This window comes from Phaeobacter sp. JH20_02, assembly GCF_048056915.1.
Taxonomy (GTDB): domain Bacteria; phylum Pseudomonadota; class Alphaproteobacteria; order Rhodobacterales; family Rhodobacteraceae; genus Phaeobacter; species Phaeobacter bryozoorum.
In genome coordinates, this window is record NZ_JAYMVP010000022.1 from 665,048 (window position 1) to 689,158 (window position 24,111).

At 62.8% G+C, this 24,111-nt stretch carries 23 protein-coding genes; 5 read left to right on the top strand and 18 right to left on the bottom strand.

Annotated features, from left to right (window positions below):
- The first annotated feature begins 210 nt into the window (after nt 1–210).
- The 4 genes from VWY34_RS09950 to VWY34_RS09965 all read left to right on the top strand — a co-directional run bounded on the left by VWY34_RS09950 (nt 211) and on the right by VWY34_RS09965 (nt 3,563).
- Nucleotides 211–1,107, top strand: coding sequence for a DMT family transporter (locus tag VWY34_RS09950; RefSeq protein ID WP_416540358.1), 897 nt, complete (start codon nt 211–213; stop codon nt 1,105–1,107).
- A 170-nt stretch (nt 1,108–1,277) separates the two neighbouring features.
- A complete protein-coding gene (gene eno / locus VWY34_RS09955; protein WP_260105794.1) occupies nt 1,278–2,552 on the top strand; it encodes a phosphopyruvate hydratase in 1,275 nt (424 codons plus the stop codon).
- Nucleotides 2,553–2,617: 65 nt separating this feature from the next.
- Entirely contained in the window at nt 2,618–3,133 is a 516-nt protein-coding gene (locus tag VWY34_RS09960) for a hypothetical protein (RefSeq protein WP_340545209.1), read from the top strand.
- 199 nt (nt 3,134–3,332) lie between these two features.
- The gene (locus VWY34_RS09965) at nt 3,333–3,563 is read left to right on the top strand and encodes a hypothetical protein (RefSeq protein WP_416536293.1); all 231 of its coding nucleotides are present in this window, start codon (nt 3,333–3,335) and stop codon (nt 3,561–3,563) included.
- A 214-nt stretch (nt 3,564–3,777) separates the two neighbouring features.
- Here the strand turns inward: VWY34_RS09965 and VWY34_RS09970 are convergent, their stop codons facing one another.
- The 18 genes from VWY34_RS09970 to VWY34_RS10055 all read right to left on the bottom strand — a co-directional run bounded on the left by VWY34_RS09970 (nt 3,778) and on the right by VWY34_RS10055 (nt 22,822).
- The gene (locus VWY34_RS09970; protein WP_340545211.1) at nt 3,778–4,053 is read right to left on the bottom strand and encodes a glycine zipper 2TM domain-containing protein; all 276 of its coding nucleotides are present in this window, start codon (nt 4,051–4,053) and stop codon (nt 3,778–3,780) included.
- Nucleotides 4,054–4,681: 628 nt separating this feature from the next.
- A complete protein-coding gene (locus VWY34_RS09975) occupies nt 4,682–5,131 on the bottom strand; it encodes a GNAT family N-acetyltransferase (protein ID WP_340545212.1) in 450 nt (149 codons plus the stop codon).
- Nucleotides 5,128–6,069, bottom strand: a complete 942-nt coding sequence (locus VWY34_RS09980; protein ID WP_416548938.1) for a nucleoside hydrolase — start codon at nt 6,067–6,069, stop codon at nt 5,128–5,130. Before VWY34_RS09980 ends, VWY34_RS09975 begins: the two co-directional genes overlap by 4 nt.
- A gap of 172 nt (nt 6,070–6,241) precedes the next feature.
- Nucleotides 6,242–7,462 carry a DegT/DnrJ/EryC1/StrS family aminotransferase gene (locus VWY34_RS09985; RefSeq protein ID WP_416536291.1) on the bottom strand — a complete coding sequence of 407 codons (1,221 nt, stop codon included), beginning with the start codon at nt 7,460–7,462 and terminating at the stop codon, nt 6,242–6,244.
- Nucleotides 7,463–7,630: 168 nt separating this feature from the next.
- Nucleotides 7,631–8,941: an NAD(P)/FAD-dependent oxidoreductase gene (locus VWY34_RS09990; RefSeq protein ID WP_416542887.1), complete on the bottom strand. Its 1,311-nt coding sequence runs from the start codon at nt 8,939–8,941 to the stop codon at nt 7,631–7,633.
- 117 nt (nt 8,942–9,058) lie between these two features.
- Nucleotides 9,059–10,417, bottom strand: coding sequence for a glutamine synthetase family protein (locus VWY34_RS09995; RefSeq protein ID WP_340545216.1), 1,359 nt, complete (start codon nt 10,415–10,417; stop codon nt 9,059–9,061).
- The gene (locus VWY34_RS10000) at nt 10,417–11,097 is read right to left on the bottom strand and encodes a type 1 glutamine amidotransferase (RefSeq protein ID WP_416537342.1); all 681 of its coding nucleotides are present in this window, start codon (nt 11,095–11,097) and stop codon (nt 10,417–10,419) included. The genes VWY34_RS09995 and VWY34_RS10000 overlap by 1 nt, the downstream gene beginning before the upstream one ends.
- 71 nt (nt 11,098–11,168) lie before the next feature.
- On the bottom strand, nt 11,169–12,503 hold the full coding sequence (locus tag VWY34_RS10005; protein ID WP_340545218.1) for a glutamine synthetase family protein: 1,335 nt from the start codon (nt 12,501–12,503) through the stop codon (nt 11,169–11,171).
- A gap of 191 nt (nt 12,504–12,694) precedes the next feature.
- Complete coding sequence (locus VWY34_RS10010; protein WP_340545219.1) at nt 12,695–13,501, bottom strand: ABC transporter permease; 807 nt, start codon at nt 13,499–13,501, stop codon at nt 12,695–12,697.
- Nucleotides 13,498–14,379, bottom strand: a complete 882-nt coding sequence (locus VWY34_RS10015; protein ID WP_416542900.1) for an ABC transporter permease — start codon at nt 14,377–14,379, stop codon at nt 13,498–13,500. The genes VWY34_RS10010 and VWY34_RS10015 overlap by 4 nt, the downstream gene beginning before the upstream one ends.
- A 113-nt stretch (nt 14,380–14,492) precedes the next feature.
- The gene (locus tag VWY34_RS10020; protein ID WP_340545220.1) at nt 14,493–15,203 is read right to left on the bottom strand and encodes a transporter substrate-binding domain-containing protein; all 711 of its coding nucleotides are present in this window, start codon (nt 15,201–15,203) and stop codon (nt 14,493–14,495) included.
- A 35-nt stretch (nt 15,204–15,238) separates the two neighbouring features.
- On the bottom strand, nt 15,239–16,018 hold the full coding sequence (locus VWY34_RS10025; RefSeq protein WP_340545221.1) for an ABC transporter ATP-binding protein: 780 nt from the start codon (nt 16,016–16,018) through the stop codon (nt 15,239–15,241).
- A gap of 278 nt (nt 16,019–16,296) precedes the next feature.
- The gene (locus VWY34_RS10030; protein WP_416544752.1) at nt 16,297–17,082 is read right to left on the bottom strand and encodes a phosphate/phosphite/phosphonate ABC transporter substrate-binding protein; all 786 of its coding nucleotides are present in this window, start codon (nt 17,080–17,082) and stop codon (nt 16,297–16,299) included.
- Nucleotides 17,079–17,519, bottom strand: a complete 441-nt coding sequence (locus VWY34_RS10035) for a TerB family tellurite resistance protein (RefSeq protein ID WP_416544753.1) — start codon at nt 17,517–17,519, stop codon at nt 17,079–17,081. The genes VWY34_RS10030 and VWY34_RS10035 overlap by 4 nt, the downstream gene beginning before the upstream one ends.
- Entirely contained in the window at nt 17,516–18,058 is a 543-nt protein-coding gene (locus VWY34_RS10040; protein WP_416558545.1) for a TerB family tellurite resistance protein, read from the bottom strand. The genes VWY34_RS10035 and VWY34_RS10040 overlap by 4 nt, the downstream gene beginning before the upstream one ends.
- A gap of 42 nt (nt 18,059–18,100) precedes the next feature.
- On the bottom strand, nt 18,101–18,394 hold the full coding sequence (locus VWY34_RS10045; protein ID WP_340545225.1) for a DUF1330 domain-containing protein: 294 nt from the start codon (nt 18,392–18,394) through the stop codon (nt 18,101–18,103).
- Nucleotides 18,395–18,674: 280 nt separating this feature from the next.
- Nucleotides 18,675–21,950, bottom strand: coding sequence for a valine--tRNA ligase (locus VWY34_RS10050; RefSeq protein ID WP_416544754.1), 3,276 nt, complete (start codon nt 21,948–21,950; stop codon nt 18,675–18,677).
- Between the two features lie 434 nt (nt 21,951–22,384).
- Nucleotides 22,385–22,822, bottom strand: a complete 438-nt coding sequence (locus tag VWY34_RS10055) for an Lrp/AsnC family transcriptional regulator (RefSeq protein ID WP_340545227.1) — start codon at nt 22,820–22,822, stop codon at nt 22,385–22,387.
- A gap of 121 nt (nt 22,823–22,943) precedes the next feature.
- On the opposite strand from VWY34_RS10055, the gene VWY34_RS10060 reads away from it, so the two are divergent.
- Entirely contained in the window at nt 22,944–24,095 is a 1,152-nt protein-coding gene (locus VWY34_RS10060; RefSeq protein WP_416536286.1) for a type III PLP-dependent enzyme, read from the top strand.
- The last annotated feature ends 16 nt before the right edge of the window (nt 24,096–24,111 follow it).

Sequence of the window (24,111 nt, forward strand, 5' to 3'; positions counted from 1 at the left end):
CGCCGCAGCCCGGCGGTGGCCCAGTATCACGGCGCGTGATAGGAGCGGTCACATGAAGTCATGAAGCTGCGCCGCAAATATCGAGTCGCGTCGCAAATGGACAAGTGGGCGGTCGCTTCCGGCTATTTGTTGTGCGGATCAGTCGATGCAGCGACGGCGGGCACGGCCCCTCGGCAGAGCCATCGGACCCATTGGAATGGAACGATCAAGATGAACAATGTCTCGGGAATATTGCTGGTGATCCTCGCCATGGCGGGGTTTTCGCTGGAGGATATGTTCATCAAGCAGCTCGCCACCTCGGTGCCGGTGGGGCAGATCCTGATGATGCTGGGGCTGGGCAGTGGCACGATCTTTGTGATCTGGGCCAAGCTGCAGGGCCACCGGGTGCTGGCGCCACGTAACTGGCGCTGGCAACCGGTGCTGCGTGCCTCGACCGAGGCGCTGGCGGCGGTCAGTTTTGCCTCAGCGCTGGCGGTGGTGGATATCTCGACCGTGGCGGCGGTGTTTCAGGCGATGCCGCTTGCGGTCACTGTCGGGGCGGCGCTGTTTCTGGGCGAGGATGTCGGCTGGCGGCGCTGGACGGCGATCCTTGTCGGTTTTGCCGGGGTGCTGATGATCGTGCGTCCCGGTCTGGCCGGATTTGAGCCGGGGGTGCTGCTGGTGCTGATCTCGGTTGTGGCGGTTGCGGCGCGCGACCTGATGACGCGGGTGATGGATAGCGCGGTGCCCTCTGCCGTGGTCAGCTCGCAGGCCTTTGGCTCGGTGATCCCGGCGGGGCTGGTGATGCTGCTGATCCTGCCCGGAGAGCCGGTCGCCCTGGAAGGCAGCCAATGGGGCATGTTGCTGGGAGGCGTCATCTTTGGCGTGCTGGGGTACTACGGGATTGTCACCGCTACCCGGATCGGCGATGCCGCCGTGATCACGCCGTTTCGCTACTCCCGGCTGGTGTTTTCGACCCTGATCGGCGTGGTGATCTTTGCCGAGGCGCCGGATATGATGACGCTGGCGGGATCGGCGCTGATCATCGGCTCCGGGCTTTATACCTTTCTGCGGGAGCGGCGTCTGGCGCGGCGGGCGGCACGGGCGCAGGCGGCGGTCCCTGTCTGAGCACATCGGGCTGGCGGCGGCGATTGATTGCGCAAACAGCGAACTGTTAGCCCTAACCCCGTAAAATAAGTGACGTTAGCGATAACGCTCATGGTTTACTTTTGACCTGTGAATGCTATGACGCAGGCACCAATTGCCGCAATCACTTGCCAAGATCAGGGACCTGAATAATGAGCACCATTATCGATATCCACGCCCGTGAAATTCTCGACAGCCGGGGCAATCCGACCGTTGAAGTCGACGTCATGCTGGAAGACGGCACAATGGGCCGCGCGGCGGTGCCGTCGGGTGCGTCAACCGGTGCCTATGAGGCGGTGGAAAAGCGCGACGGCGACAAGTCCCGTTACCTTGGCAAAGGCGTGCTGGAAGCAGTTGCCGCCGTCAATGGCGAGATCGCCGAAGAGCTGGTCGGCTTTGACGCCTGCGAGCAGGTCGCCGTGGACATGGCGATGATCGAGCTGGATGGCACCGAGAACAAGGGCCGTCTGGGCGCCAATGCCATTCTGGGTGTCTCCATGGCGGTGGCCAAGGCTGCGGCGGACTTCACCACCCAGCCGCTGTATCGTTATATCGGTGGCACCTCGGCGCGGGTTCTGCCGGTTCCGATGATGAACATCATCAACGGTGGCGAACATGCCGACAACCCGATCGACATTCAGGAATTCATGATCATGCCGGTGGCTGCGGACAACATCCGCGACGCCGTGCGCATGGGCTCTGAAGTGTTCCATACCCTGAAGAAAGAGCTGTCGGCGGCGGGTCTGTCGACCGGGATCGGTGACGAGGGCGGCTTTGCCCCAAATATCGCCTCTACCCGCGAGGCGCTGGATTTTGTGCTGAAGTCGATTGAAAAGGCCGGCTACAAGCCCGGCGAGGAAATCTATCTGGCGCTCGATTGCGCGGCGACCGAATACTACAAGGATGGCAAATATGTGCTCTCCGGCGAAGGCAAGACCCTGTCGTCGGAAGAGAACGTGGCCTATCTGGCGGCACTGGTGAAGGATTATCCGATCATCTCCATCGAAGATGGCATGGGTGAGGATGACTGGGACGGCTGGAAAGCGCTGACCGAAGAGCTGGGCGACAAGGTGCAGCTGGTCGGCGACGACCTGTTCGTGACCAACCCGGCCCGTCTGGCCGATGGGATTGCGCGCGGCTGCGCCAACTCCATGCTGGTGAAAGTGAACCAGATCGGCACCCTGACCGAGACCCTGAAGGCGGTCGATATGGCCCATCGTGCGCGCTACACCAATGTGATGTCGCACCGCTCCGGCGAGACCGAGGATGCCACCATCGCCGACCTCGCCGTGGCCACCAACTGCGGCCAGATCAAGACCGGTTCGCTGGCGCGCTCTGACCGGCTCGCGAAATACAACCAGCTGATCCGTATCGAGGAAATGCTGGGTGAAGTCGCCGAATACGCGGGTCGTTCGATCCTGAAGTAAGACCAGAGGCCGGGGCATGTTGCTCCGGCCTTTTTGTTCCTGTGTTCCGTTGTTGTGTGGTTATCATGCTCAAGAAGGTTGCCCATTTCCTGATCCGGCGGGCTGAACGCCGTATTGGCGTCTCGCTCGATTATGCCCATGCCATTGCCGATACGGACCTGGGGTTGCTGGCCCGCTACAATCGGGTGTTTGGTTTTCTGGATCCGAACCGTCAGCTGCCTGCCGCCGCCTATCATGCGGCGCGGCTGACCGGGGCGCTGAGCGCGGATTGCGGGTCCTGTGTCGAGGCGGAGATCAACCTGGCGAAATCCGCCGGGCTGTCGCCCGAGCTGATCAGGTCGATCCTGACAGGCAGCGCGCTGGAACCTGAGCTGGAGGCGGTTGTGCGTCTGGCGGGGGCGGTGGCTGGCACGCGCAGTGACGATCCTGAGGCGCGGGAGGCCGTGCGCGCGGCCTATGGCGAGGCGGGGCTGATCGAGCTGAGTTTTGCGATGAACGGGGCGGCGATGCTGCCGGGGATCAAGCGCGCCATGGGCTATGCCACTGCCTGCGACCTGCAGCTGATGCGTCGGCTGTCCTGAGCGTCTGAGTGCCGGGCCTGGGTGCCGGGCCTGGGTGCCGGGGCGAGGACGGCCCCGGATCTGCGCCGATAACCTCTCAGATCGAAATCTGTGCGGATGGCGCACTTCTGTGGCCTGCTTCACAGACCTGTGATCGCGGCTATGGCAGTCTTGGTCGCAGGCGCTGCGGGGGTGGCGCTGGCCGAGGAAGGGGAAGATCATGGGAGCGACTGCACATCTGAAAGCCCGGGAGAGTGTTTATCCGAAGCCTGCGGTGAGGGTGGCCGGAACCGCAAGCTGGCTGCCGCTGGGGTTCATCATTGCGGTGGCCCTGCTGGCCGGTTGTGCGGGGCCCGGGCATTATCCGCTGACAGGGCATGACGCAAATGTGGCTGATCCGGTTCACAGCATGTCGATGACACAGGGCGCAATGGTGGCCGGGGGGCTCTGAGGCGCGCTGCCAAAGGGGGATCGACATTGTCAGCCCTGAGTTTGTCAGGGACTTGGCGCAGAGGGGGCGCGGCGTAATTTCAAGCCGTTGGCGACAGGGAAAGACCCTGAGAGCGGATCCGCTCTCAGGGTCTTTCTTTGACTGTTGGGTCGGATCCGCGATCCGTGATGCGTGATGCGAACGCTGCAGGTCTCGCCCGCGCTCTGCGCCGGAATTACGGGCAGGCCGCTGTGTAATAGGTGCCGTCACCGCGGGAATAGGCGCATTGGCGCGACTGGTTGTTCTGCGCCACAAGCGTACCGGCGGCGGCCCCGCCAAGGGCGGCAATCAGGCGCCAGTCGTCATCGGCCTTGAGCGCGTCGGCGGCAATCAGACCTGCTGCGGCACCACCGGCGACACCGGCCACTGTGCGCTGTTCGGGGGTCAGATCGGTGCAGGCGGAGAGCGCCAGCGTCGCGGCGCTGAGGCCGGCGAGGATATGGGATTTCATGAGATTTCCTTTCCTGTCATTGATGCGCTTGTGATGGCTGTGCAGGAGCGCTCCTGCATCTTTGTGGCTTGTCCCGGCGATACGCCGTCTCCGGCCCGCTTCGACTGGCGCCAACCGGAGCCGCCACACCCCAGGACGGCTCCGCTCAGCTGCTGGGGCCCACCCCTGAACCCCGGTTTGGTCGACCGCCAAAAGGCCCGCCGCCGTCGTGCGGATCCATGGCCCCATGGTGTGATGAGGCGTGACGGATCCGGTGTTACGCGCGCGGGTGTTCGCCCGGCGCCCACCCCGGTGGGTGGCTGTTCATCACGGCTTCTGCCGCTGTCTTCGTTGCGCCGCCTATCGGTTGGCGACGCGCTCCCACACGTTCCACGGTGTGTTCAATTGGTCTGTTCCATCGCGCTGGCGCTGGCCGGTGCCCCGCGCCGCTGGTTCAGAGAGAGAACCCCAGACGTGCAGATTGGTTCCCTGTGTCATGAAAAATAATTCACGGGGCGCGAAACTGGCGCCAGACAGCGTGCCATCCGCGCACAGGCAATCGCTGTGCGGCGGCCTGCGCAACCGGGGCGGCGCGTCCGGGAACGCCCGGGCGCGTCCGCAAGCGGGCGGCATGCGCGGTGGTCCGGTGCTAGAGCTTGCGGCTCATCAGCATGTGTGTGTCGCGCGGCTCGAACCGGGCTCGGGCATAGAGCCCGCGGGCAGGCGCATTGTTTCTGTCGACGTCCAGATGCAGCGCTTTGATGCCGGCTTCGGCCAGGGTGCGGGGCAGGGAAAACAGCACTTCGGTGGCAATGCCGCGCCCGCGCACGGGCGGGCGGATGAACAGCTCGTCGATAGAACCATCCATGCCGCCAAACTCCACCGACCAGCTGAAGGTGACAACGATGTAGCCCACCGGTGCGCGGGTCGGGCCGATCAGATAGACGGCGCCATAGGGCAGCCCGTTCAGCAGCGGCTCAATGGCGGCGCGGCGGTGCGGCTCATCTGAGGCGATGCCCATCTCGCCGTGAAAGGCCGCGACGAGATCCAGAACACGGGTCAGATCCTCGGGGCCTGCAAGGTGCAGCGCGGCGCTCATAGGGTGGCCAATCGGCTGGTGATCAGGTCAAAGAAACCATCGGCGTCCAGATCGCCAATGAACAGCGCATTGGCAGGCCGGTCGGTGACCCCCCACCAATCGGCCACAGTCATGCCAAGGGTCAGCTCGGAGGTGGTTTCGACCACCACGTTGATCTTGCGGCCCGAGAACAGCTCAGGCCGGATCAGATAGGCAATGACGCAGGGATCATGCAGCGGGCCGCCTTCGGAGCCGTATTTTTCGACATCAAAGCGTTCAAAGAAATCAAGCATATCGGCGGTGAAATCGCCCACTTTGGTGGCCAATGCACGGATCGCCTCGATCCGGGGGCGAGTGGCCAGCGCCTTGTGGGTGACATCCAGCGGCATCATGGTGACCGGCACGCCGGAGCTGAGCACGACGGCGGCGGCCTCCGGGTCGACGTAGATGTTGAATTCAGCCGCCGGGGTGATGTTGCCGACCTCGAAATAGGCGCCGCCCATCAGCACGATCTCCTGTACGCGGGCGACGATGTCGGGGGCTTTCTGAAAAGCGGTGGCGATATTGGTCAGCGGCCCCAGCGGGCAGAGCGTAACGGTGCCAGGAGCTTCGCGGCGCAGGCTGTCGATGATGAAATCGACAGCATGTGTTGCAGCCAGCGGCATGGTTGGATCCCAAAGGTCCGGCCCATCGAGGCCGGTCTTGCCATGCACATGTTCGGCGGTGATCAGCGGCCGGGCCAAGGGCGCGTCGCAACCGGCGTGCACGGCCATGTCCGGGCGGCCTGCCACTTCGCAGACGCGGCGTGCATTGGTCTGGGTCAGTGCCAGCGGCACATTGCCCGCAACACAGGTTATCCCAAGCAGATCAATCTCTTCTGGGCTGGCCAATGCCAGCAGAATGGCGACAGCGTCATCCTGTCCGGGGTCGGTGTCGATAATGATCTTGCGCGCGCTCATGGGGCTGTCCTTCTGGTCGTTGCCAGACCCTCGCAAGGGTGGCGGGCAATGTCCAGCGGCGGCGCGGGCTGCGGTCGGGAATTCGCCGGTTTGCGGCCTAAGCCGCCAGCAAAAAGGCGCGCCGCCTCAGCCTGCGCGCCCCGGTGTCCGATGAACCTCGCCGCCCGCAGGGTCAGGCGGCAGCGGCCCCCATGGTGTCGGCCATCGCAGACAGCAGCACAGTGGCGATCACATCGAGTTCGTCGCGGCTGAGGCGCACCGGCAGGCGCACATCGCAGGCCTGCATCAGCATGGCGCGGGTCTGCGGCAGCTCGGGGAGATCGCGCAGGAATTGCCAGTTCCAGAAAGCGCGGGCGTTGTCTTCGGAGAGGCCGAAGATCTGCACCTTGACGCCCCGCGCTTCGGCTGCGGCGGCAAAGCGGTTGATCTCCTCGCTGCTCATATCGACCAGGTTGAACTGGATCGAATCCGGCGCGCGCTGTTCCGGCGGCAATGGGGCAGGCACGTCGATATGCGGCGAGCGGTTGAGCTGATCTGCGACATAGTCGTGGTTCTTCAGCCCGTCGCGCACCCGGCGCGCCAGTTCGGGCAGCTGCGGGCGGATCACGGCGGCCGACAGGTTGCTCATCCGCAGGTTATAAAGCGGCAGCTGGTTCTGCCATTTGGCAAAGGCCTGCTCGAGCGCGCCGGTGTTGTCGCCGGGGGCGGATTTGTGTTTTTTCCAGTTGTGCTCATAGGCGCCGGACATGATCACGGCGCGGGCGACCAGATCGGCATCATCGGTAACCAGGATACCGCCTTCGCCGGCGTTGATCATCTTGTAGGACTGGAACGAGAAGCAGCCGATGGCGCCCAGCGTGCCGATATTGCGGCCATGCCAGGTGGTGCCCAGCGAATGGGCGGCATCCTCAATCACCGGAATGTCGCGCGCGCTGCAGAGCGCCATGATCGCATCCATATCGGAGGTATGGCCGCGCATATGGCTGATGATCACCGCCTGCACATCCCCCAGCTTGGCCTCGAAATCGGCCATGTCGATCCGGTAGTTGGCCCCCACCTCGCAGAGGACCGGCACGCAATCGGCGTGGACAATCGACGAGGGCACGGCCGCAAAGGTGAATCCGGGGATCAGCACCCGGGCATCGCGGGGCAGGTCCAGCGCCTTCAGCGACAGGAACAGCGCCGCAGAGCAGGAGGAGACCGCCAGCGCGTATTTGCTGCCAAGAAGCTGGGCAAATTCCTCTTCCAGCAGGGCAACCGGCGCGTCCTGCGGCGCGGTGTAGCGGAACAGATCGCCAGACTGCATCAGGGCGTCAATGGCGGCGCGGGCGGCCTCCGGGATCGGTTCTGCCTGATGGACGTTCGGGACTTGCGACGGGGATGTCTGGCTCATATTTCAAAATCCTGAATCTACCTTTCCAAAAACATAAATGCTTGGCGCAAAAATGCCAAGCCTCGCCCGCGGGATCGGCAGGTTTTGGCGGAAAATTTCACAGAACTGTTGCTTTGGCAGCGGGCGTGATCTGCGGGGGTGATCCCCTGTGGCCTGGGCCGCGCAGGATCAGACGCCGATCCGGTCGCGCAGCGCATACCAGGTCATCGCCAGCGCCAGCAGGGGGCTGCGCATGGCGGTTCCGCCGGGAAAGGCGGGGGCGGGTACGCGGGCCATGGTATCAAAGCCGTCGCTCTCTCCGGCGATGGCCTGCGCCATCAACTGGCCTGCATGGGTGGCGGTGCCGACGCCATGGCCGGAATACCCCGAGGCCGAGAGCACATTGGGCGCCAGCCGCACCAGATAGGGCATCCGTTTCATGGTGATCGCGAGGGTGCCGCCCCAGGCGTAGTCGATCTTCACATCGCGGAGATGTGGAAAGATCTGGACCATCGGCTTGCGCACGGTGGCGGCGATATCGCTGGGGAAGCGGTAGCCATAGCTTTCACCACCGCCGAACAGCAGGCGGCCGTCATGGCTGAGCCGGAAATAGTTCACCACAAATTTGCTGTCGGCCACCGCCACATCGCGGGCCAGTACCCGCGCGGTTTCGGCGCCAAGCGGCGCGGTCGCGGCGATGAAATTGTTGATCGGCATCACCCGCGCCGCCACGCGGCGGTTGAGCCCGCCGAGATAGCCGTTGCAGGCCAGCACCAGCTGATCGGCAACGACCTCTCCCGCCGCGGTGCGCAGCCGGATCTGCTTGCCCTCGTCGATGTTCAGAACCTCGCTGCCCTCACAGATCCGCACACCGGCTGCCGCAGCGGCACGGGCGAGGCCAAGCGCGTATTTCAACGGGTGCAGATGCGCCGCCCCCATATCGAGTGAGCCGCCGACATAGGCGGGCGAGGGGCAGATCGCCTGCAAACCATCGTGATCCAGGGCGGTGATCTCCTGGTAGCCATAGCGGTTCTGCAGATGCTCCACATAGCGGTGTTCGTGGTCGACCTCGCCCTTTGAGAAACAGGCATGGGCAATGCCGGGCTTCAGATGGCAGTCGATATCGTGGCGCGTGATCAGCGATTTCACCAGATCCTTGGCGTCCTCTGCCAGCTGCCAGAGCTTTTCGGCATCCGCCGCGCCCAGCAGGTTTTCCAGCCCGTCCTGTTCCATACGCTGACCGCTGCCAAGCTGGCCGCCGTTGCGACCGGAGGCACCAAATCCGACGCGGTTGGCCTCCAGCAGGATCACCGAACGCCCGGCCTCGGCCAGATGCAGCGCCGCCGACAGCCCGGTGTAGCCACCGCCGACAACGCAGACATCAGCGCGGGCGTCGCCCGTCAACGGCGCAAAAGGCGCCAGCGGCGTGGCCGTTGCGGCATACCAGCTATCGGGATAGGTCCCTTTGCGGTCGTTGGAATAGAGCAGGTTCAACCCCATGGCACACCTCAGTCCCCGGCAGTCGCCGCCCCATGTCCGGTTACGCGCAACTGCCTGTCATCTTTCCATAAATACTCACCGGCGCTGACCTCGGCGGAGAGATCAGCGCCGACAGTTTTAGACGTTCATCAGCAGATGCTCGCGCTCCCAGGGGGAGATCACCTGCAGGAATTCGTCATATTCGGCGCGTTTCACGATCGAGTAGACGCGGGCGAACTCGGGTCCCAGCACCTCATGCAGGGCGGTGGCCTCTTCGAACAGGTCGAGCGCCTCGCCCATGACCTGCGGAATGTCGCCATCCCCGTCATAGGCGTTGCCCTTGAACTGCTTGCGCGGGCGCTTTTCCTCCATCAGGCCCAGATATCCGCAGGCGAGCGACAGAGCGATGCCCAGATAGGGGTTGCAGTCCATGCCGGCGATGCGGTTCTCCACCCGCCGCGCTTCGGGGCCGGACAGCGGCACGCGGATGCCGGTGGTGCGGTTGTCGCGCGCCCATTCCAGATTGATCGGCGCGGCGTGGTCCTTCACGTAGCGGCGGTAGGAGTTCACATAGGGTGCCATCACCGCAAGGCCTGCGGGCAGGTGGTTCTGCAACCCGGCGATAAAGTGGAAGAAAGCATCCGTCTCGCCGCCCTGCGGGCCTGAGAAGATGTTCTCGCCGGTCTCCATGTCGATCACCGAATGGTGGATGTGCATGGCAGAGCCCGGCTCATCCTCGATCGGCTTGGCCATGAAGGTGGCAAAGCAGTCGTGGCGCAGGGCGGCCTCACGGATCAGCCGCTTGAAGTAGAAGACCTCATCCGCGAGCTTCACCGGGTTGCCGTGGCGCAGGTTGATTTCCAGCTGGCCGGCGCCGCCTTCCTGGGTGATGCCGTCGATCTCGAACCCCTGCGCTTCGGCAAAGTCGTAGATGTCGTCGATCACGGGACCGAATTCATCGACCGCGGTCATCGAATAGGCCTGCCGTGCCGCGGCGGGACGGCCGGAGCGGCCCATCATCGGCTTGATTTCATGCGCCGGGTCCAGATTGCGCGCGACCAGGAAGAATTCCATTTCCGGCGCCACAATCGGCTCCCAGCCTTGATCGTGGTACAGCTGAACCACCCGCTTCAGCACGTTGCGCGGGCTGTAGGGGATCGGGTCGCCGTCCCGGTCATAGGCGTCGTGGATCACCTGCAGCGTCCAGTCCGCCGTCCAGGGGGCGGCGGTGGCGGTGGATATGTCCGGCTTCAGCGTCATGTCCTTTTCGATCCAGCCGTCGTCATCCGCAGCATCAGCCCAGTCGCCGGTGATGGTCTGGTAGAAAATGCTGTCGGGCAGGTGGAAATAATCCTGCTTGGCAAATTTGGATGCCGGCACCGCCTTGCCTCGGGCGATGCCCGGCAGGTCCGAGATAACGCATTCGACTTCGTCGAGACGACGCCCCTCCAGATAGGCTTGTGCTGCTTCGGGAAGAGTGTCGAGCCAGGCTGACATCAGGTCCTCTCTTTCTTGAAAAAGGCATTGAGGAAGGTTGCGATTTCGTCCGATTGGACGGGGTGATGCAGGTCAGCGCTGGCAGCGTCCAGTATCTCATCGGGGACCACGCCGCGACCGCGGCTGTCGATCAGACCGCCGACAAAGCTGCTGGCGAATTCCGGGTGCGGTTGCAGGGTCCAGATATGATCGCCATAGGCCAGGATGCCGTTCTTGCAGTGGTCGTTGCCCGCCAGCACGCGGGCGCCTTCGGGCAGGGCGGTGACCTGATCCTGATGCCAGGCATTGAGCCGCAGGGGCTTGCCGTCCATCTGATACGTCACCGGGCCAACGGCCCAGCCGCCTGCGAATTTCTCCACCTTGCCGCCGAGCGCCTGAGCGATGATCTGATGGCCAAAGCAGATGCCGACCAAAGGCTTCTTGCGGGCGTGGATTTCGCGGATCAGATCCTCCAGCGGCGGGATCCAGTCGTGATCCTCATAGGCGCCATGTCTGGAGCCCGTGATCAGCCAGCCATCCGCCGCATCGGCGCCGGAGGGGAAGACATTGTCGACCACCGCATAGGTGTCGAATTCAAACCCGCCGTCGGCGAGCAGGGTGCGGAACATCTGGTCATAGTTGCCGGCGCTGTCGATCAGGTTTTCGGGCGCATGGCCGGTTTGCAGAATGCCGATTTTCATAAGTCACCAGTTAGAAAGGAGTTCGCTGCACGGGACGATAGCCCGCCGTCAGGACGGCGGGCAAGAGGCCGTCAGACGGTATCCAGGTAGATCTCCACCCGTTCCTCCGGGGTGAGTTCTTCCATGTAATGCAGCTCCTGGCGTTTGGTCAGCACCATGTTGCGGATCATCTCGGCGGAGAAGAACTGCGGGATGATCTCGGAGCTCTCGAATGCGTCGATGGCGCTTTGCCAGGTATTGGGCACCTGCGGCAGGTCCAGCGCATAGGCGTTGCCGGTGATCGGCTCATTGGGGTCGATCTTGTTCTCGATCCCATAGAGCGCGGCGCCGAGGATGGCGGTCAGCATCAGATAGGGGTTCACGTCGCCGCCGGCAAAGCGGTGCTCGATGCGGCGCGCCTTGGGGCTGCCCGAGGGCACGCGGATGGCGGCGGTGCGGTTCTCATAGGCCCAGCAGATGCCGGTGGGGGCATGGGCGCCCGGCACCATCCGGTCATAGCTGTTGCCATGCGGCGCAAACACCAGGGTGGAATCGCCCATGGCCTTCAGACAGCCGCCGACAGCGTGGCGCATGGCATCGGTGCCCTTGGGGCCGCCATCGTCAAAGATGTTGTTGCCGTCCTGATCCAGCACAGAGAAATGGGTATGCAACCCGTTGCCGGCGTAATCGTCATAGGGTTTGGCCATGAAGCTGGCGGCAAAACCGTGGCGGCGGGCAAGACCCTTGACCAGCATCTTGAACAGCCAGGCGTCATCGGCGGCGCGCAGGGCGTCGGGACCGTGCATCAGGTTGATTTCGAACTGGCCCAGACCCGCCTCGGAAATCGCAGTATCGGCGGGGATGTCCATGTCCTCGCAGGCGTCGTAGAGATCGGTGAAGAAGGTGTCGAACTGGTCCAGTGCCCGGATCGACATGGTCTCTGCTGCCTTGCGGCGCTTGCCGGAGCGGGGAGAGGTCGGCACCTGCAGTTTTTTGCCGCTGTCGTCGATCAGGAAGAACTCCAGCTCCACCGCGACCACCGGGGTCAGCCCCAGTGCCTTGTAGCGGTCCACCACGGCGCGCAGCGCATGGCGCGGATCGCCCTCATAGGCGCGCCCGTCTTCGCGGTACATCCAGATTGGCAGCAGCGCCGAAGGCGCGTCGAGCCAGGGCATCGGCACAAAGCCACGTTCGGTTGGCTTCAGCACGCCGTCGGCATCGCCGCTTTCAAACACCAGCGGGCTGTCGTCGATATCCTCGCCCCAGATGTCGAGGTTCAGGACCGACAGCGGGAACCGGGTGCCTTCCTCGACCGCCTTGTCGGCAAAGCGGGCAGGGACGCGCTTGCCCCGGGCCTGACCGTTGATGTCCGCCGCCGCAACGCGGATGGTGCGCACATGCGGGTTTTTCCTGAGCCAGTTCTTCATTTAATCACCTGACGGTTTCGAGGGCACCACCGGCCGCCAGCGCCCCCGGATGGGGCGCAGCAGGGCCGGGGCAGTTTATCACCCCTGGTCCAATTTTTGATCATAACTCAGTATAACCTAGAATTTGTCCATGAACTCGCAGGATTCTGCGGCCAGAAACTCAGGTTCTAAATTTGATCAAATAATGGATACTACCGGATCAGATTAGGACGCAAGCGAATTTTTTTCCGCCGGTCCTGCGGCAGATGTGCGTTCAGACGGGTATTGATCGCGCCAAAGAGGGTGATCACCGCCAGCGTCAGCAGGATGAAATAGAAGGCCAGGATCGGGTAGGGCACGAAGGGGTTGAAGGTCTTGTCCGCGAAATAGCTGGCGTAGTAGAGCGCATCGCCGCGCTGTTGCCATGCCGGAAAGCCGGAGAAGAACACCAGCGTGGTGGCGTGGAAGAGAAAGATCGCTTCGTTGGTGTAGGAGGGCCAGGCCAGCCGCATCATCGTTGGCCACATGATTCGACGAAACCGGGTCCAGCCGGAGAGGCCATAGGCATCTGCCGCCTCGATATCGCCCTTTGGGATCGACCGCAGCGCGCCGTAGAAGATTTCGGCGGAATAGGCGGCGGTGTTGAGGATCAGCACGATCAGCGCCCCGAGCCAGGCCGCCGACAGCGGGTCAAAGATGGAGGACACCGATTTCAGTTGCAGGAACAGGAAGTAGGCAAAGAAGAACTGGATGAACAGCGGCGAGCCACGGAAGATGAAGATGAACCATTCCGCAGCTTTGCGCAGCGGCGTGGAGGTGGAATTCTTGGCCAGTGCCACGCCATTGGCGATGACAAACCCGATGATGACGGCGATCGCCCCGAAATAGATGTTCCACAGCATCCCCGAACCGATCAGCACAAACTGGTCGCAGAGGGTGAAATCGCTGCGCGGCAACATGCGTTCGCCGATGCCGAGGGCGCGCAGGCCGTAATCTTGCAGTGTCTGGATACAGCTCATGACGCTTTCCTTTGCGCTTCGCCGGCCAGCGTGGCCTGACCGTGGGAGAGCCGGTCGCGGATCCGGTCCAGCACCAGTTCGGAGAGTTTGGTGAACGCGAGGTAGAAGACCAGAAGGCCGAGGAAATACCACATGCGCCAGTCGCCATGGGGGTAGTCGGTGAAGCGGGCCGTCTTGGAGCCGCCGAGTTCACGTGCCCAATAGACGATATCCTCAACCCCCAGCAGGAACAGCAGCGGCGTCGCCTTGATCAGGACCATCCACAGGTTCGACAGACCGGGCAGCGCATAGGTCCACATCTGCGGCACCAGAATGCGCCAGAAGGCCTGTCGGTGGCTCATGCCATAGGCTTCGGCGGTTTCGATCTGGGCGCGGGGCACAGCGCGCATGGCGCCATAGAGCACATTGGCGGCAAAGGCGCCGAAGACGATAGCGAAGGTGACCACCGCAAGGGTGAAGCCATAGACCTCATGGATCCACTGTTCGGAGGTGCTAAGCGGCATCTTGGCGATGTCGCAGACAACAAAGTCATTGCCCTGGCGCACCGGCGCGTCCCAGTCGGGGCATTTCACCTGATGGCGCAGATATTCGATGCCCTGATCCAGAGCGATGACGAAGAACAGGAAAAAGGCAATATCCGGCACGCCGCGCACAATGGCGATATAGGCCTTGCCCAGCCAGGAGAGCGGCGCGAATTGCGCGCGGGCAGCCATGGCGCCGCCAAAGCCGAAGGCCAGCGCCGCGGGCGCGGTGACAGCCAGCAGCAGCAGAACCGTCCCGAAGGAGGCGTAGAAGGCAAAATGCTTGCCGGTGGTGAGATAACAGCTCAGCCACTGGAAACCCTCCAGGCTGGCCGGATCGGTGCAAAAGGAGAAGATGGCGGGCCTCGTTCGGACAGGGACCGGTCAGGGCGCCACAGCGGAGCGGGACCGGTCAAGGGCGAAGGGGGGCATGCCGCCCCCCTTCCTTGATATCAGGATGATGCGAGGGCTCAGAACCGGCCTTCGATTTCCCATTTTTCCAGCAGGGCGTTCAGCGAGCCGTCTGCCTTCATCGATTCGATGGCAGCGTCGAACTTGCCGCGCAGCTCATCATCGGATTTGCGGAACGCCATGCCGATGCCACCGCCCAGCAGCACGTCCTCAGCTACGAAGGACAGCTCGGTTTCGTCGACGATCGGGATCAGGAAGTCCTTGTCGGCCATGACCGCGTCGACTTCGCCAGCTTTCACCGCAGCGACGGTTTCATCCGGGGTGGGGAATTCGACCAGGGTGGCGCCGGTGGAGGCGACATGGGCGGCCTGAATGGTGGAGGCCTGTGCTGCCACAACGGCGCTGTTCACATCGACATCAGCCGACATCGCCGCATAGGCGGAGGGCGACGGGCGGGTGTAGCCGGTGGTGAAGTTCACAACTTCCTTGCGCTCTTCGGTGATCGACATGCCGGCAATGATGGTGTCGTAGTTGCCCGACAGCAGGTTCGGGATGATCGAATCCCAGTCATTGGTGACCCATTCGCAGTCCAGTTCGGCGCGCTTGCACAGCTCGTCGCCCAGCTCACGCTCAAAACCGTCAACCTGACCGTCGTCGTTCAGGAAGTTGTACGGAGGGTAGGCGCCCTCGGTGCCCAGACGCACGGTGTCGGCCATTGCGATACCGGCCGTAAGAGCCAGCGCAGCGGTGCTGAGGATAAGAGATTTCATGAGGTTACTCCCGTTTGGTTTGGTTGTTATGATGATTATTTACCGTGTCGCGTGGAGGCAAGAAAGCCCCTCAGGCGTTCGGAGCGGGTGTTGCCAAAGAGTTCGTCCGGGCAGCCTTCTTCTTCGATGAGGCCCTTGTGCAGAAAGACGATATGGCTGGACACATCTGCGGCCATGTTCATGTCATGGGTCACGATGATCATGGTGCGGCCTTCGGCGGCGAGATCCTTGATCACCCTGACCACTTCCTGTTCCAGTTCGGGATCAAGAGCAGAGGTCGGTTCGTCAAACAGCAGCGCCTCGGGTTCCATGCAGAGTGCGCGCGCAATGGCGGCGCGCTGCTGCTGTCCGCCGGAGAGCTGCGCCGGATAGGCATCGCATTTGTCGCCGATCCCCACCTTGGTGAGGTATTTGCGCGCGGCCTCCTCGACCTCGGCACGGTCGCGACCGAGCACGGTCAGCGGCGCCTCCATGACGTTTTGCAGAATGGTCATATGCGCCCAGAGATTGAACTGCTGGAACACCATGGACAGGTTGGTGCGGATGCGCAGCACCTGTTTCGGGTCCGCGGGACGCCGCGCAAGACCGCGTCCTGACCAGCGGATCGGTTCGCCTTTGAAGAGGATGTCACCCTCCTGGCTGTCCTCCAGGAGGTTGCAGCAGCGCAGCAGGGTGGATTTGCCCGAACCGGACGATCCAATGAGAGAGACCACATCGCCCCGGTGGGCGGTGATATCAACACCTTTGATCACTTCCAGCTCGCCATATGACTTGTGCAGGCCGCGGATTTCCAGAACTGGTGTTGTGTCGGTCAAGGTGTCTCTCGTTCAATTGTCGTTGAATTCGTCCTTATTGGACCGAAAAAAAGAGCGGATGCAACGTGCAAACCGATAAGGCCGGTGCGGAATTTATCATTTTGGCGGGTAATCTGATCAAATTGTACTCATACATGTGGAGGCTGTGGCAGATGCGAGATCTGCCTGTAATCGATGGGCGAGTTTGTGGCCCTTCGACTGCTCGCGGCGTGGTTGTCGGACCCTCGCGCCCCCTCCGGGCCGGCGCAGCGCGGGCCCTGAGGGCGGGAACCAAGGGGTCAGACTGCGGCCTGCTGGCGGATGGATTGTTCCGTCAGCACCGGCCCGAGCGGTGTCGGGACCGCCAGATAGGCGCCGGGGGCAATATCGCTGACGCCCTTCAGGTGCAATATCTGACGGTGGGTCTCGTCCAGCTCGGCGACAGCCTGGGCCACGGCGGCGCGCAGCGGAACCGGATCGCGGGTCCGGGCGGTGATCAGCGGCAGGCCCGGCGTCGGTTTGGTGCGGGCGATTTCCACAAGCTCCGTCGCCCAGTCGTCATGCTCCTGCATCAGCGCCCAGCTGACGGCATCAAGTGCCGCGAAATCTGCGGTCCCGTCGGCGACGGCGCGGGCGGATGCGCGATGGCTGCCGGATTGGAACAGGCTGCCGGGCAGCAGCGAGAGGTCGCGCAGGTGCATCATCGGTGCGGCCCAGCCCGATTGCGAGAGCGCTTCGTTATAGGCAAAGCTGCCGCCCGCGATGGTCCGAAGATCCGCGCCGGATCGGTCGCGATGGGCGACAAAGACGCTGGTGTAATAGCCCGGCGGACAATCCGCGACGCCGTGGTCCAGCGTGGTGACCAGATTGACCTGTTCATAGAGCCGCGTGCGGTAGGGCAGGCCACAGGTCTGCGCCAGCAGCAGTGTCGAATCGGACCAGATCGACCAGAGGTCGCCGCCTCGGCTCAGGGTTTCGGGGGCCTCGATTGAGGCATCGGCCAGAGCGCTGCGGATCGCCTGCCACAGGGCATCAAGCGCTGCGGCGGTTTCCGGGCGGTCATACATCGCCAGGCTGGCAATCATGAGCTGGCCTCGGCGCGTTGGCGGGCGCGGGCGCTGTCCATATCGCTGACCCCGAGCAGGCTGGCGGAAAGCCGCAGGAGCGCATCCTCGGCGTCGTCGCGTTTGCCATCGGCCAGCACCACCTGCCACAGCGCCTCGACCACGGCCATGCGGTTTTCATAGGGTACCGCGTCCTTGATCGCGCGGGTGAAGCGGACGGTGTCGGGGGCCTCGGCCTCCAGCGCCTCGGCCTGTTCGCGCAGCAGGATCGCACCGCCCATGTCGAGGTGGTAACGAGCGCGCAGGATCCGGTCGATCCGGTCCCGTTCGTCATCGGAGTAATTGTGATCGGAGCGCGCAATCCGCACCAGCAGCGCGCAGAGCGCCAGTCGGGCGTCGCGGTCATCCAGCGGTTCGGGCGCGGGCGCCAGAAGCCGTCCCAGCAGTTCCTTGATCATGGTTGCGGTTCCCTGTCTGGAATGGGCGGCGGCGGGGTGTCCTCGGCCGTGCCCACAGCCAGCGGTCGCTGGGCTGCGGCAATGGCTGGCTCCGGGGCGAGCAATTTGCCCTGCGCGCGGGCGCGGGCAGTGTCGCTGTCGGCCCTTGACAGACCCATCGCCTTGCGCGCGTCCTCGACGATTTTCATCTCGCCGGGGTGTTCGTGACCATCGGCCAGCACCACCTCCCAGAGCGCATCCAGCGCCGCGAGCCGTTCCTCAAGCCCGGTGGTTTCGCGGATCAGACGCCCGAATGTGTCGGTTTCCGGCGCGGCGGCATGGAGTTTTTCGCAGGCGGCACGGACCTTTGCCGCCTCGATCGCATCGTGCTGGTATAGGCGCGCCAGAATGCGGTCGATCAGGCTGATTTCTTCCAGCTGGTAGTCGCGATCCGATTGCGCCACACGCACCAGAAGCGCACCCAGCGCCAGCTCGGCATCCGGGTCCGGCTGGGCGGGGGTCTTTTGCGGTCGAAAGACCTGAAACAGTTTCTTCAGCATGGCATTACTCTACTGTTGAGTGCGTCCAGGGCCAAGCGGGTCCTAGTCGCCGTAGCCTTCGATGATTTCCATGTCGCCGGTTGCGACCGGATCGCGCAGCGCCTTGGCCTGCTGGTAGGCGACAGAATCATAACAGGCCTTGGCGGTGGCGAAATCCTTGAACTCGATGACCACGGTGCGCGCGCGCGTCTGGCCTTCGCGCACTTCCTTGGCACCACCGCGGATCAGGAATTTCGCACCATATTCGGCAAAGGCGGTGGCATTGGCTGCGACATAATCCTTGTAGCGGTCCATATCATCAACGTCGACATGGGCGACCCAGTATCCTTTGGGCATGGGGGGTCCTTTCTGGCGCGGATATCAAGCTGTTGGCACAGGCTGATACAGAACCGGAGCAAAGGCAATGACCGCGTTGTGTGGTTTTTCCCCTTATGGGGACGATTTGACGGGATGGCTCAGCCAGGAGTGCAAATCGGGGCGGCAGATCGCGCCGTTTATGCAGGGCATATGACCTGATCGCGGGCGGTTGCTGCCGCAGCGCTGGATCTCATCTTTGGAGATCGTACCGGGGCAAGCCGGTAGGAATACCAATGGCTTGCCCCGCAGTTTGTTGTGATCAGCCGATTTCGGCGAGGCGCGCGAGCGCTTCCTTCACCTTGGCTTCTTCTTCCTCGCGCAGGTTCAGGTTTTCGCGGGCCTCGGCGACCACCTCTTCGGGGGCGGAGGCCGCGAATTTGGGGTTGTTGAGACGTCCGCGCAGGCCGCCCAGCTCCTTGGCCAGCTTGCCCAGGGTTTTCTCCAGACGCGCCTTTTCGGCGTCCACGTCGATGACATCCGCCAGCGGCAGGCCGAAGGAGGCACCGGGGGCAGCGACGCTTGCGCAGCCCTTGGGGAAGGTGTCGACCTGTTCCAGCGTGGTGATGCGGGCCAGTTTCTGGATCATCGCCTCGTTCTTCTCCCAGGCGCTGCGCGCCTGATCGGAGAATTCGGTCACCACCATCGGGATCTTGGCGCCCGCCGGGACGTGCATCTGCGCGCGGGTGGAGCGGATGTTCTCGATCGCGGTGATCACCCAGTTCATTTCGGCGTCCGCATCGGCGTTCAACAGCTCGGTGCCATAGGTCGGCCAGTCTTCATGCACCAGCATGTTTGACCGCTTGGCGGTATTGCCCCACAGTTCCTCGGTGATGAAGGGCATGATCGGATGCAGGAGGATCATGCACTGATCCAGCACCCAGCCCAGCGTCTGCCGGGTTTCGGCGATCACCGCCTCATCCTCGGAGCCGAACAGCGGTTTGCTGAGTTCGATGTACCAATCGCAGACCTTGCCCCAGACAAAGGCGTAGAGGCCGAGGGCGGCGTCGTTGAAGCGGAAGGCCTCAAGGGCGGCGTCCACCTCGACCCGGACCTTGGCGGTTTCGCCGATGATCCACTGGTTCACGGCGGCCTTGGCATCGGGGATGTCATAGGCAGGGGTGTCGGCGTCATAGACATTGTTGAAATGGGCGAAGTTCACCGCATTCCACAGTTTGGTGCCAAAGTTGCGGTAGCCCGCAATGCGCTGCATGTCGAGCTTCAGCACACCGCCGAGGCTGGCCATCGCCGCATTGGTAAAACGCAGCGCGTCGGCGCCGTATTCGTCGATGATCTCCAGCGGGTCGACCACGTTGCCGGTGGATTTCGACATCTTCTTGCCCTTGGCATCGCGGACGAGGCCGTGGAGGTAGACGGTGTCAAACGGGATGCGCTGTTCGACCGGCAGATCCTGATCCAGAACCGCCAGCTGCATCATCATCATCCGCGCAACCCAGAAGAACAGAATATCCTGACCGGTGACGAGGGTCGAGGTCGGGAAGTACTTCTTCGTCTCTTCGGTCCACTCGGGCCAGCCCAGCGTGCCAATCGGCCAGAGGCCGGAGGAGAACCAGGTGTCGAGCACGTCGGGGTCGCGTCGGAGAATGATGTGTGGAGCAGAGGAAAGGTCAGCCTGCGCGGAAAGGCCTGCACCAATTGAGCCTAAATCAACAGGCTTACCCGAGTCCTTCATTGCTTCTGTGACGATGAGTTTTTTGAAACCCAGCTTCTGGTAGGCAGCTTGTAGGGCTTCTTCCTCTGTCGCCGCACAAAACATCTCTTCGAGGTCTTCCTCGGCGTCGCCGTCAACGGCAACCGCGAACCAAACCGGGATCTGATGACCCCACCACAGCTGGCGCGAGATGCACCAGGGCTCGATGTTTTCCAGCCAGTGGTAATAGGTCTTCTCGCCGCTTTCCGGCAGGATCTTCACGGTGCCGTCTTTCACCGCGTCCAGCGCCGGCCCGACGATTTTGGCGGCGTCCACGAACCACTGGTCGGTCAGCATCGGTTCAATGACCACTTTGGAGCGGTCGCCAAAGGGCTGCATGATCGGCTTGTTCTCGACTTTCGGAAATGCGCGACGCAGAAAAATTATGTCACGCCGAGTTTGAGGGTCGTAGAAGCCTTCATCATCTGAATCTTCGTCATCAGTAAGGCGAATGTCATGCCTAGGATACCTATCCTGGGCTTGCGCAAGAGCTTTTTCAGCGTTCTCGCAAACATAGATTTCGTCTTGCGGACCTTGCCATACACCAAGGTCTTTACGCTTCCGGCGGCCTTCCATTGCCATAGAAGGTGTGCCTGTATTTGGGTCGTCGGCAGTGGTCATCACTGCCAATCCATCTGCAGTGATTTGCCGAACAATTTCCTCGCGTGCCTCGAAACGGTCCAGGCCACGGTATTCTTCCGGCACCATGTTCATCGCGGCGATGCTGGCTTCGGTGAACTCTGCCTCGCCATTGGCGATGGCCTGTGCTTTGGCGGCTTCCTCGGCATAGGGCGCGCCGTCGCTGCGCATATTCGCCTTGGTATCCATCAGGTTATACATCGGAATGCCGCCGCGTTTGGCGACCTGATAGTCGTTGAAATCATGCGCGCCGGTGATCTTTACGGCACCAGAGCCGAAATCCTTGTCCGGGTATTCATCAGTGATGATCGGGATCAGGCGGCGGTGCTCCTTGGGGCCGACCGGGATTTCGCACAGCTTGCCCACAATAGGCGCGTAGCGTTCATCCGAAGGATGCACAGCCACCGCGCCGTCGCCCAGCATGGTTTCGGGACGGGTGGTGGCGATGGAGATATAGTCGCGCTCTTCCTCGAGGATGACATCGCCGTCCTCGTCCTTCTCCACATAGGTATAGGTGGCCCCACCGGCGAGCGGATATTTGAAGTGCCACATGTGGCCCGCAACCTCGATATTCTCCACCTCAAGGTCGGAGATCGCGGTCTCAAAATGCGGGTCCCAGTTCACCAGCCGCTTGCCACGGTAGATCAGCCCCTTGTTGTACATCTCAACAAAGACCTTGATCACCGCATCGTGGAAATTGGGCGAATTCTCATGGCCCGTACGGGTGTCGCCCGCAGCGCCGGCCATGGTGAAGGCGGTGCGGTCATAGTCACAGGAAGCGCCAAGGCGCTTCAGCTGGTTGATGATGGTGCCGCCGGATTGTTCTTTCCATTCCCAGATCTTTTCCAGGAACTTCTCGCGGCCCAGTTCTCCGCGGGAGGGCTGCTGGGTCTGGGCCAGCATGCGCTCGACCACCATCTGGGTGGCGATGCCCGCGTGGTCGGTGCCGGGCTGCCAGAGCGTGTCATACCCCTGCATCCGTTTCCAGCGGATCAGGATGTCCTGAAGCGTGTTGTTGAAGGCATGGCCCATGTGCAGGACGCCCGTGACATTCGGGGGCGGGATCATGACGCTGTAGGTTTCGCTGCGCTTGGCGTTTGCACCTGCGCGGAAACAGCCTGCCTTTTCCCAGGCCTCGGAAAGCCGGGTTTCGGCTTCGGCTGCGTTAAATGTCTTGTCCATCGCCATCGGAATGTCCTGCCTGCGTATCCATCTAATCGGCTCATCCCATAGCGAATGGCGGGGGAAAGGGAAAGGCTCGATAGGAGGCGGCGGTGCTGGCGGGGCGGTGTTGGCGGATGATTTTTGAAAAACCAAAATTAATTTGGAACGATCGCGGTGATAACGGCGTTTTAAGCTTAATCCGGCACGGTTGGTGGTGGGGATATCGGGATGCAGATGACAGTGAGTGATGTCGCGCCCGGGTCACCGAGGTGGAGTTCCAAGCCGCCTTTGTCCACAGGGATCTCCCTCGGATCCTGATTGCCGATGTCTATGGTTTCAAGCCGCCCGGGCGCCCTTGATGCGGATACCGCAGGGGCGGCCGGGCGCACGACTTTTCACGTTTTCCAGGGTTTGGATGTGGTGGGAGGCTTTGGCACGCGTTGCGGCGCGTGGGAACACTATTGGCCGGTGCGGTCCAGTTTGGTTGCGAGATGGATCAGGCTTTCGGAAGAGCGCACGCCGCGTGCCTCGCCGATGCGGTCAATGGTTTCGTCCAGCTCCGCCGTGGTCTGCGCCACCACCTGTGCCAGAAGGTCAAAGCGCCCCGAGGTGGTATGGACCACCTCGACGCCGGGTAAGCCGCGCAGCCGGGCCAGCACCTCGGGGCCGGAGCGGGGTTCAATCGAGATCAGCACCGTCGCCTGAAGCGGCGGACGCGCCTGCGACGAGGTGCGCAGCGTGTAGCCGCTGATCACGCCTGAGGTCTCCAGCCGCTCGATCCGTGCCTGCACCGTCGTGCGCGCCAGCCCCAGACGCCGGGCCAGATCCGCCACAGGGCGGCGGGCGTTCTCGCGCAGGAGCGTCAGCAGATGTTGGTCGGTTTCGTCGGTTTGCATGTTTGACCTGCGATATGACGGTGATTTTCGTCACTATAGTCAATGTGACGAGCGAAATCGACGGGGTTTCGGCGGAAACTGATAAAAACACCACCGAATATTCCAATTAGGGCCGTTCCCCATGCAGCAGATCCCACCCCTCTGGCTTTCCCCTGAAACTCATCTGGCGCGCAGCACCCCGGATCATCCGATCCTCTATTTCTCGCCGCGGGTGCTGCATGATGTGGCCAACCGCTTTCAAAAAGGCTTTCCGGGGCTGGTGACCTATGCGGTGAAGGCCAACCCGCATCCTGCTGTGCTGTCCAATCTGGTGGCGGCGGGGATCACCGGTTTTGATGTGGCGTCGCCTGCGGAAATGGATGCGGTGCGCGCGGCAAGCCCCGATGCGGTGATGCATTACAACAACCCGGTGCGGTCGGAGGTGGAGATCGCCGCAGGGATCGCCCATGGCGTTGCCAGCTGGTCTGTGGATGAGGCCAGCGAGCTGGACAAGCTGGCCGAGGTGCCCAAGACCTGCGAAATCGCCGTGCGCTTTGCGCTGCCGGTGGCCGGTGCCGCCTATGATTTCGGCAGCAAATTCGGGGCCGAACCCGAGCTGGCGATTGAGCTGCTGAAACGGGTGGCAGCTGAGGGCTGGACCCCGGCCTTGTGTTTTCACCCCGGTACCCAATGCGAGGATGAGAGCGCCTGGGTCGAATATGTTCATGCCGCCAAACGGATCGTGGATGCCGCCGGTGTCCGCATTGCCCGGCTCAATGTCGGCGGGGGGTTTGCTGCCAACCGTGACGGGGTGGCGCCGGACCTGGAAAAGGTTTTTGCGGCGATTTCAGCTGCCGCCGATGAGGCTTTTGGTGCGGAGAGGCCGCAGCTGATCTGCGAGCCGGGGCGCGCGATGGTCTCTGAAAGCTTTACCCTGGCGGCGCGCGTCAAGGGGATGCGCAAGCAGGGCGCGGTGGTGTTCCTGAACGACGGGATCTATGGCGGGCTGGTCGATATCCGCGACATGGGCCTGCCGGGCCGGGTCGAGGTGGTGGCCGCCGATGGCACCCGCCGGGTGGCGGACTGCCAGCCGCGGGTGGTCTTCGGGCCGACCTGTGACAGCCTGGACCGGCTGCCGGATGGGCTGCCGCTGCCAAGCGACACCCGGATCGGTGACTATGTGCTGTTTCCGGGGCTTGGTGCCTATTCCTCGGCCATGAGCACGCAGTTCAACGGTTATGGGCTGTCGGACGTGGCGACAGTGATCGAGCTGTCTGGACAAGCGCGCCCCTGAGGCTAGTCTCGCTTCT